Below are 8730 nucleotides of genomic sequence, written 5' to 3' on the forward strand. Positions count from 1 at the left end.
GCCTCGGCATCGGCCGGCGGCTGGTCGACGAGTGCATCGCCTTCTCGCGCGCCAAGGGCTACAAGACGCTGACGCTGTGGACCAACGACATTCTTGGCTCGGCCCGCCGCATCTACCAGGCGGCGGGCTTCAAGCTGGCCGAGGAAGAGCGCCACCATTCCTTCGGCAAGGATCTTGTCGGCCAGACCTGGAACTTGGAGCTGTAGCGCCTTTTCCTTCTCCCCTTGTGGGAGAAGGTGGATCGGCGCGCAGCGCCGAGACGGATGAGGGGTGTTCCAGGGAACGCCACCGTCTCACTCCGCTGGAACACCCCTCATTCGTCGCCTTCGGCGACACCTTCTCCCACCGGGGGAGAAGGAGAGGGGCAGCGTCTCAACCTTCGATCGGCACCCAGATCTCCAGCCCGCCATTGCCGCTGCGCGGATCGAATTCGGGGCCGTAACGCTCGAAGTCGGGGGCGTCGGCGATCTCATGTCCGGATGCAGGCAGCCACTTGTTCCAGATGGTGTTGACCGTGCGTCGGATGGTCGAGATGTGTTCGCGATGCGCAAACACGGCATATTTGTGCGCCGGCACTCGAACCCGGTAAAAATCCTCCGGCAGATCGGAGAAATCCGACACCTCGACGCCGGCGACATAGTCGAAATTGCCGGCATCGTCGCCATTGGTGCAAACGCCGTAGGCGACGCCGGGAACCTCGCCGGGAATGTTGCCGACATAGGGTCCGAAGCGCTGCCACAGCATTGGGATGCCGGCGCTGGTCGCGCAGCTGTAGCGCTCGCCGAGCCCGGCGATGAGAAACGCCCGGCTGGTCTCGAAGCGCGGCGGCTCGAGCGCGGTGAGAAGCGAACTGTCCATGAGGATGGGCTCCACGAGGTCGAGGTTTTGGGTCGAGCCTCCAGCGCGCACCAGTTCCGGCGTGGTGCCGAACTGGGCGCGGAAGGCCCGTGTGAAAGCCTCATGCGAGCCGTAGCCGGCATCGAGCGCGACCGCCAGGATGTCGCTCGCGCCGCCCGCGAGCTTGCGCGCCGCTTCGCTGAGCCGCCGCGCCCGCATATAGCCCATGACCGACCGGCCGGTGGCGGCGCTGAAGGCGCGCGTCACATGGAAGCGCGACACGCCGCTGCTTGCCGCGACATCGTCGAGCGAAATCGCATCCGGCAGATGGCTTTCGACAAACCACAGCGCTTTCTCGGTCGGGTTCATGGCTCCTCGCATTTGGCGCGGCCACACTAGTCGGCGCGCCGACGGGCAGTTTGATCGAAATTGCGCAGTGCGCAATAATAGCCACGCGCATGCCGGGTTGAGTGGGATCGACTTGGCATTAGCGGCACGCGGAAGGGGTGTCCCGATGACGACGGCGACGGCCGATCAGGTGTTCCGATTTGGCGGGTTCACGCTCGACCTCGCCAAGGGAACGCTGCGCGGCATCAACGAGCCGCTGTTCCTGCGGCCGAAAGCCTACGCGCTGCTTTCGCATCTCGCCCGCAATATGGGCCGAGTCGTGCCGAAGTCGGAGCTGATGGATGTCGTCTGGCCCGGCGTCTATGTCACCGAGGATTCGCTCACCCAGTCGGTGCGCGAGATCCGCAAGGTGCTGGGCGAGGACATGGTGCGCACCGTCTCCAAGCGCGGCTATATGCTTGCCGCGGAAGCCGAAGCGGCGCCCGAGATCAGCAGCCAACCGATCGTGGCGGTGGTGCGCTTCCGCAACGAGAGCGGCGATCCGGCCGACGAGGCGATGGTCGACGGCTTTGCCGAGGATCTCATCAACGGCGTGGCGCGCTTCGGCACTGTCACGGTGCTGGCGCGCAATTCAAGTTTTTCCTTCGCCTCCTTCGGCCGCGCCGAGTGGCCGCAGATCCGCGCTCGCATCGGCGCCGATTATCTGGTCGAGGGCTCGCTGCGCCGCCAGGGCGAGCATGTCGTGGTGGCCGTCAGCCTCGTCGACATCGCGAGCGGCAGCCAGCTCTGGGGCGACCGCTACCAGTCACAGGGCGCCGGCCTGTTCGCGATCGAGCGCGACATCGTCGAGCAGATCGTCAGCCGCCTGGTCACGCGGGTCACCAACGCCGGCCTCGAGCAGGCCTCGCGCAAGCCGGTGACCAGCCTTGCCGCGTACGAGCTCCTGCTGCGCGGCTTCGCGCTGCTGCGCGATCCCGCTCAGACCGACCAACGCGGCGCCGAGGCCTTGTTCGAGGCGGCGATCGCAAAAGATCCGAATTACGGGCTTGCCTATTCTTATCTCGCTTTGGCGCGCTCCCTGGACAGCGAGTTCGGGCGCGCCAGCGATGCTGTCCTGGAAAATGCGCGCGACCTTGCCGACAAAGGGCTGGCCCTGTCGCCCGACCAGCCGACCGGCCACCGCGTGCAGTCGCTGATCCGCCTCTATATGCGCGATCACGAGGCGGCCGAGCATCACATGCGCATCGCCTTGCAGCTCAACCCGTACGACGCCGACAGCATCGAGCAGATGGGCATGCTGCTCACCATGCGCGGCCGGCCGCTCGAAGCGCTGACCTGGCTGGCGCGCGGCATCCGCATCGATCCGCTGCATCCGCACTGGTACCAGTTCGACCGCGCCCTGGCGCTCTACATGATGGGCGAATATCGGCAGGCGGCGGAAGCGCTGGAGCTCGCGACGCGGCCGGCGCCCTGGATCAGGACGAGGCTGGCCGCCTGCTATGCCCAGATGGGCGACAGGGACAAGGCGCGGCGGCAGATCGCCCTCATCGAGGAGGGCGCTTCCTTCTCGCCGCTCGACTATGCGCTGCACGGCGTGCCGTTCGAAAATCCGGCCGATGCCGAGCATCTCTGCGAAGGCGTCAGGCTTGCCCTCGGCTAAATGCATGTCGCCCCGGAAGTGTGCAGCGGTTCTGGGATATCAAAACAAAAACTTAAGCGCGTCGCCCGAATCCGTTTCAGCGCGACGCGCTTTGGGCTGTGCCCGAGCCGCCTCAATCGACGACGACCACGATGTAGCGGCCTTGATAGGGCCGGTAGTAGGTCCGGCCGCAGCGCCAGACGTCGAAGCCGTTGACCTTGGTGCGAACGCAGCCTGCCGGCAGCGTGGCGACCCAGGCGGTGGTGTGCCTCAGCACACGCCATGTCGTGGCGCGCCGAGCGACGCCCGCGGCGCTGTGCGGTGTCCAGGGCGCCCCGATGCGGGCTTCGGCGGTACCGACCAGCGACAGGGCCGGCACGGCCATGCCGACAATCTCGACGGCGGCGAGGCCGATGGCGAGCAACGCAGCGGCCGAGCGCATTTTCCTGAAAGATTTCACAGGCATTTTCGTTTCTCCTGAGGTTGGTGTTCAGTTCTAGTGGGAGGATGAAGCGGCCAGCCGGGTCGAACCCGTCAGCGCCGCCAGGTGAGCAACCACGAACAGCCAGTGCGCCGCGGTTGTTACGTAGCCGACGACAAGCACGTCGGCGGCGATGAAGAACTGCCAGAACAGAAGGTTGGCCGTTCCGAGCAGCACATGCACGGCAGCCAGCACGGCGTGCCAGTTGCGGGAGTAGGCGATGCGCCAGAGCGTCACGCCGATGATCAGGGCCAGCCCGTGCGCCTCGATGAAGCCGATGCCGGTGCCGGGTGCGTTGTTGAGCAGCACGGCTTCAGCCCCGCGCCCGAAGAACGAGCCGGCAATGTCGGTGGCGAGCCCGCCTGCGGAAGCAAGGACCAGGAAGCCGGCATTCACGCGAACGAGAAGATTTCCAAAGAAGGGTGTCATGATCGTTCCTTTCCGTTTTGGGTGATAAAGGTCGCCACGGCGGCGTTGGCCGCCGTGGCTGCTGGGAGGGCGCCGCTCAGGCCACCAGCGGCTGGGGCTCGGCTGCGGCCGCGGTCGGTTCGGCCGCGGGGGTGCTCTCAGCCGGCGCCTTGATGCCGAACCAGGTGACGTAGAGCGTCGGCAGGAAAACCAGCGTCAGCACGGTCGCCACCAAGAGGCCGCCCATCACCGCATAGGCCATCGGCCCCCAGAACACCGTCGGCGCGATCGGGATCATGCCGAGGATGGCGGCCGCCGCCGTGAGCAGGATCGGCCGCAACCGATGCGTGGTGGCGCTGATCACCGCTGCCCATGGTTCCTCGCCGGCGGCGATGTGCTGGTCGATCTGCGCGATCAGGATCACCGAGTTGCGGATCACCATGCCGATCAGCGACATCACGCCGAGGATCGCGACGAAGCCCATCGGAGCGCCCGACAAGAGCAGCGCGCCGGCGACGCCGATGATCGCAAGCGGAGCGGTGAGCAGCACCAGCACCAGGCGCTGGAAGCTCATCAGCTGCACCATCAGGACGGTGGCCATGATGAACAGCATCAGCGGGAACACCACGAAGATCGAGGCCTGGGCCTTGGCGCTGTCCTCGATCACGCCGCCCTGCTCGACGCTGTAGCGCGCCGGCAGTTCCGCCTTGAAGGCGGCGATGGCGCTCTCCAGCCGCCGCGTGACCAGCGTGGCATTTTCGCCCGGCGCGACATCGGCCTGGACGGTCACGGTCGGCAGCCGGCCGCGGCGCCAGATCAGCGGCGGCTCGGTCTGGTAGGTGAGCTTCGCCACCTGCTCGAGCGGCACCCGCCGTCCGCCGGAGGCGCTGATCGTCAGGCCGCGCAGCGTGTCGATGCTGGCGCGTTCGGTTTCCACCGCGCGGGCAACGATGTCGACGAGGTAGATGTCGTCGCGCATCTGGGTGATCTTCGAGCCGGAGAGCACCGCGTTGATCGTCTCCGACAGCTGCTGCGAGGAGATGCCCAGCGCGCGCGCCCGGTCCTGGTCGACATCGACCTTGATGACCTTGGCCGGCTCGTTCCAGTCGTAGTTGATGTTGCGCACCGAGGCGTCGCTGCCCAGCACCTGCGCGAACTGCTGCGCCAGGCTGCGCGTCTTGTCCGGATCCGGACCGCTGACGCGGAACTTCAGCGGCCAGCCGACCGGCGGGCCGAGCTCCAGCGGCGTGACGCGCGCCATGACGTCGTCGAAGCCGGTCGACAGCTGCTTCTCCAGCCGGTCGATCACCGCCTGGCGCACGGCGTGGCCCTTGGTAACGACCACCGCCTGGGCGAAGAAGTCGTTGGCGAGCTGTGCGTCGAGCGGCAGGTAGAAGCGCACCGCGCCCTGGCCGACATAGAAGCTCCAGTGGTCGATATCAGGATCGGCGGCGAGCAGCTTCTCGACGCGCTCGACCACGGCATCCGTCGACTTGATCGAAGCGGTGCGCGGCAAGGTGAGGTCGAGCATCACCTCGGGCCGGTCGGACTTCGGGAAGAACTCCTGGCCGACGAAGCCCATCGCCACGACGGAGAGCGCGAACAGTCCGGCCGTCGCCGACAGCACCAGCCACTTTGCCCGCATCGCCATCTCGAGCAGCGCCTGGAAACCGCGGCCGACGCGCGAGGGCTGATGGCTGCCGCCATGCCCCTTGATGCGATCGGGCAGCAGGAAGACGCCGGTCAGCGGCGTGAACAGCACCGCCACCACCCAGGAGACGACGAGCGCGATCGCCACGACAGCGAACAGCGAGAAGCAGTATTCGCCGGCGCCGCTCTTGGCGAAGCCGACCGGCACGAAGCCGGCGATCGTCACCAGCGTGCCGGTGAGCATCGGGAAGGCGGTGGAGGTATATGCATAAGTGGCGGCCGAGATCTTGTCGTAGCCTTCCTCCATGCGCGAGATCATCATCTCGACCGCGATCATGGCATCGTCGACCAGCAGGCCGAGCGCGATGATCAGCGCGCCGAGCGAGATGCGCTGCAGCGAGATGCCGAAATACTCCATGGTGACGAAGGTGATCGCCAGCACCAGCGGGATGGCGACCGCCACGACGACGCCGGGACGCCAGCCGAGCGCCAGCAGCGAGACGGCGAGCACGATGGCGATCGCCTCGCCGAGGCTCTTGGTGAACTCGCCGACGGATTCTTCCACCACATGCGACTGGTCGGCGACCAGGCCGAGCTCGGCGCCGAGCGGCAGCTCGGCCTGCATCTCATGCATCTTCTCCTTGACGGTCTCGCCCAGCGCCAGCGCGTCGCCGCCCGAAGTCATCGAGATGGCGATGCCGACCGCAGGCTTGCCGTTGAAGCGGAACATCGGCTGCGGCGGGTCGGAATAGGCGCGCTTGACCTCGGCGACGTCGCCCAGCCGGAAGTAATGGCCGTTGGCGTAGAAGTTGATCTCCTTGAGGCTTTCCTCGGAGGTGAAGCTGCCGGACACGCGGATGGCGATGCGCTCGGGACCGGCATCGACCGTGCCGCTCGGCGTCAGCGCGTTCTGCGCCTGCAGCGCCTGCGACAGCGTGCCGACATCGAGGCCGAGCGCCGCCACCTTCTGCGTCGAGAATTCGAGATAGAGCTTCTCGTCCTGCTGGCCGATGAGGTCGACCTTGGCGACGTCCTTCACCGTCAGCAGCCCGGCGCGCAGGCTGGTGCCGAGATCCTTCAACTCGCGATGGCTGAGGCTGTCGGAGGTGAGCGCGTAGATCAGCGAATAGGTGTCGCCGAACTCGTCGTTGTAGAACGGGCCCTGCACGCCGGACGGCAGCGTCGGCTTGATGTCGTCGAGCTTCTTGCGCACCTGGTACCAGAGCGGCTGCACCTGGTCGGCGGCCACCGTGTCCTTGAGGTTGACGAAGACGACGGATTCGCCGGGCTTGGTGTAGCTCTTGACGTAGTCGAGGTCCGGCAGCTCTTCGAGCTTCTTCTCGATGCGATCGGTGATCTGCTCCACCGTGTCGCTGGTGATGGCGCCCGGCCACATCGTCCTCACCACCATGGTCTTGATGGTGAAGGGCGGGTCCTCTTCGCGGCCGAGGCCGCCATAGGCGTAGAGGCCGGCAAGGGCGGCCGCGATCATCAGGTAGACGATGAAGCTGCGGTGCCGCAGCGCCCATTCGGAAAGATTGAAGCTGGTCATGATGCGGTTCCTTTTCAGGGCGCGCGCAAGCGCGCTCCGCCGGCGCCTGCCGGCTGGCCAAAACAAATGACGGTTTGGGTTCGGTCAGCGCCCGCCGCTTGGCGGGCGCGCCATAGCAATTCAGGCCAGGCTGTGCATGGTGCCCGGCACACGGTAGGGCGCGCGCTCGGCGGTTCTCGGCCTGATGGCGAGGCCGGCGAGATAGCGCTGGAAGGCGGCTGCCTCCTGGACCGGCGAGGCGAGCGCGACATGGCCGTCCGGCCTCACCAGATAGGCTGCGTCGCGCTGCAGGCCGGCCTTCACGGCTGCGTCTGTCCAGGCGAAGCCATGCACTGCAATTCCTGTCGGCGCGAGCATCGCCCGGAAATCGCAATTGACCTCGCCATAGACATGGACCTGCCAGTCGAGCGACCGCAGCGGCTCGAAATTGTCGCCGCCCGCGCCCGTGACGTAGGGCAGGCGATCGCCGCCGCTGACCCTGCCCGCCACGCCCGAGCTGATCGGCCCGGCGCGGTACTCGATCGCCGTCTGCGAGATCACGCCGAAGAATGCGCGCGACCCGAACGATGTGTGGAGCCCGATGTTCATGACCTTCGGCATCACGTAACGCCGGAACAGGCCGACCAGTCGCGAGCGGTTGGTGATGAAGCGGAACACCTTGTCGGTGCTTTCGATCAGCTTGTGGGCAAAGGCGATGCGCTCCGGCTGGTAGCTGTCGAGCAGGCGCGGATCGGCACGGCCCTGCACCACGGCGCCTAGCTTCCACGCGAGGTTCACAGCATCGCCCATGCCGGTGTTCATGCCCTGGCCGCCGGCCGGGCTATGGATGTGTCCGGCATCGCCGACGAGGAACACGCGGCCGGCGCGGAAGCGCTCGGCGACGCGATGATGGACGCGATAGGTCGAGAACCAGTTGACCTCCTCGACCGTGACGCCGGTCTCGCGCTCGACATCGGCGCGGATCGCCTCGAAGCTGATCGTCTCGTCGGCCTCATGCGCCTTCGGCACGATGCCGATGAGGCGCAGCGAGCCCGACTGCCGGACCGGCATCACGATAGCGAAGCCATAGGTGCTGATGGTCGTGTCCATGCCATTGCGGGTGACGTTGCCCGTGCCCTTCACGTCGGCGACGTAGAAGGCCTGCTCGTAGGTACCGCCCGGAAAGCCGATGTTCAGCCCATGGCGAACCGTGCTGCGGGCGCCGTCGCAACCGGCAAGATAGGCTGCGCTGACGGTCTCGGTCTTGCCGTTCCGCGAAAGCGTCGCGATGACCGCGTCACCCTTGTCCTGGAAGGCAACGAGCTCCGTACCGCGCTCGACCTCGACGCCGGCGCGTTCCAGATGCGTGATCAGCACGCGTTCATGGATGTCCTGCGGCAGCGCGAAGGCGAAGGAGTAGGGGCTGATGCCGCGGCCGAAATCGGAAAGCGGCAGCCGCGCTGCGACGCCGGCCGGCGTATGCAACGTAAGCCGTTCCAACCGGATGCCCTCGGCAAGGATGTCCTCGACGATGCCGATCTGGCGATGGAACTCCAGCGTGCGGGCCTGGACGGCGAGCGCGCGCGAGGTTTCACCCGGACCGGTGGCCTTGTCGAAGATGCGGACCGGGACGCCGAGCCTGGTCAGCCAGAGAGCGAGCGTCAGCCCGGTCGGACCGGCGCCGGCAATCAGGACCTTTGTCTTGGACATGGTCATTTTTCCTCTCCTTCAACGATACGCACTTTTTCGTGTTCCCGCAGCCGGTTCACGCCGGCGGTGACGACCAGATCGCCTTTGGCGAGGCCGCCGCTGACCACGACACGGTCGGTCTCGTAT

At 66.6% G+C, this 8730-nt stretch carries 7 protein-coding genes; 2 read left to right on the top strand and 5 right to left on the bottom strand.

Annotated features, from left to right (window positions below; translation table 11 throughout):
* Positions 1-206, top strand: a 206-nt coding sequence (locus tag EOA60_RS09365; RefSeq protein ID WP_164899242.1) for a GNAT family N-acetyltransferase, incomplete at its 5' end; no start/stop codon positions are given.
* Between the two features lie 166 nt (positions 207-372).
* Here the strand turns inward: EOA60_RS09365 and EOA60_RS09370 are convergent.
* Positions 373-1206 (bottom strand): AraC family transcriptional regulator, encoded by an 834-nt coding sequence (locus EOA60_RS09370; RefSeq protein ID WP_095824846.1) that lies wholly within the window; start codon positions 1204-1206, stop codon positions 373-375.
* A 145-nt stretch (positions 1207-1351) separates the two neighbouring features.
* On the opposite strand from EOA60_RS09370, the gene EOA60_RS09375 reads away from it, so the two are divergent.
* The gene (locus tag EOA60_RS09375) at positions 1352-2845 is read left to right on the top strand and encodes a winged helix-turn-helix domain-containing protein (RefSeq protein WP_095824845.1); all 1494 of its coding nucleotides are present in this window, start codon (positions 1352-1354) and stop codon (positions 2843-2845) included.
* Positions 2846-2957: 112 nt separating this feature from the next.
* Here the strand turns inward: EOA60_RS09375 and EOA60_RS09380 are convergent, their stop codons facing one another.
* The 4 genes from EOA60_RS09380 to EOA60_RS09395 form a co-directional block, all read right to left on the bottom strand.
* Positions 2958-3290 carry a hypothetical protein gene (locus tag EOA60_RS09380; protein WP_066996527.1) on the bottom strand — a complete coding sequence of 111 codons (333 nt, stop codon included), beginning with the start codon at positions 3288-3290 and terminating at the stop codon, positions 2958-2960.
* 30 nt (positions 3291-3320) lie between these two features.
* Positions 3321-3734 carry a hypothetical protein gene (locus EOA60_RS09385; RefSeq protein WP_067324856.1) on the bottom strand — a complete coding sequence of 138 codons (414 nt, stop codon included), beginning with the start codon at positions 3732-3734 and terminating at the stop codon, positions 3321-3323.
* Between the two features lie 76 nt (positions 3735-3810).
* Positions 3811-6915 carry an efflux RND transporter permease subunit gene (locus EOA60_RS09390; protein WP_281060250.1) on the bottom strand — a complete coding sequence of 1035 codons (3105 nt, stop codon included), beginning with the start codon at positions 6913-6915 and terminating at the stop codon, positions 3811-3813.
* Positions 6916-7035: 120 nt separating this feature from the next.
* Positions 7036-8610, bottom strand: coding sequence for an FAD-dependent monooxygenase (locus EOA60_RS09395; RefSeq protein ID WP_127334833.1), 1575 nt, complete (start codon positions 8608-8610; stop codon positions 7036-7038).
* Between the last annotated feature and the right edge of the window lie 120 nt (positions 8611-8730).

Source organism: Mesorhizobium sp. M1A.F.Ca.IN.020.06.1.1, from assembly GCF_004023265.1.
Lineage (GTDB): Bacteria > Pseudomonadota > Alphaproteobacteria > Rhizobiales > Rhizobiaceae > Mesorhizobium.

Coding starts and splice junctions, on each gene's coding strand:
- EOA60_RS09370 (WP_095824846.1), bottom strand. CDS start 1,206: ATGAACCCGACCGAGAAAGCGCTGTGGTTTGTCGAAAGCCATCTGCCG.
- EOA60_RS09385 (WP_067324856.1), bottom strand. CDS start 3,734: ATGACACCCTTCTTTGGAAATCTTCTCGTTCGCGTGAATGCCGGCTTC.
- EOA60_RS09390 (WP_281060250.1), bottom strand. CDS start 6,915: ATGACCAGCTTCAATCTTTCCGAATGGGCGCTGCGGCACCGCAGCTTC.
- EOA60_RS09380 (WP_066996527.1), bottom strand. CDS start 3,290: ATGCCTGTGAAATCTTTCAGGAAAATGCGCTCGGCCGCTGCGTTGCTC.
- EOA60_RS09375 (WP_095824845.1), top strand. CDS start 1,352: ATGACGACGGCGACGGCCGATCAGGTGTTCCGATTTGGCGGGTTCACG.
- EOA60_RS09395 (WP_127334833.1), bottom strand. CDS start 8,610: ATGACCATGTCCAAGACAAAGGTCCTGATTGCCGGCGCCGGTCCGACC.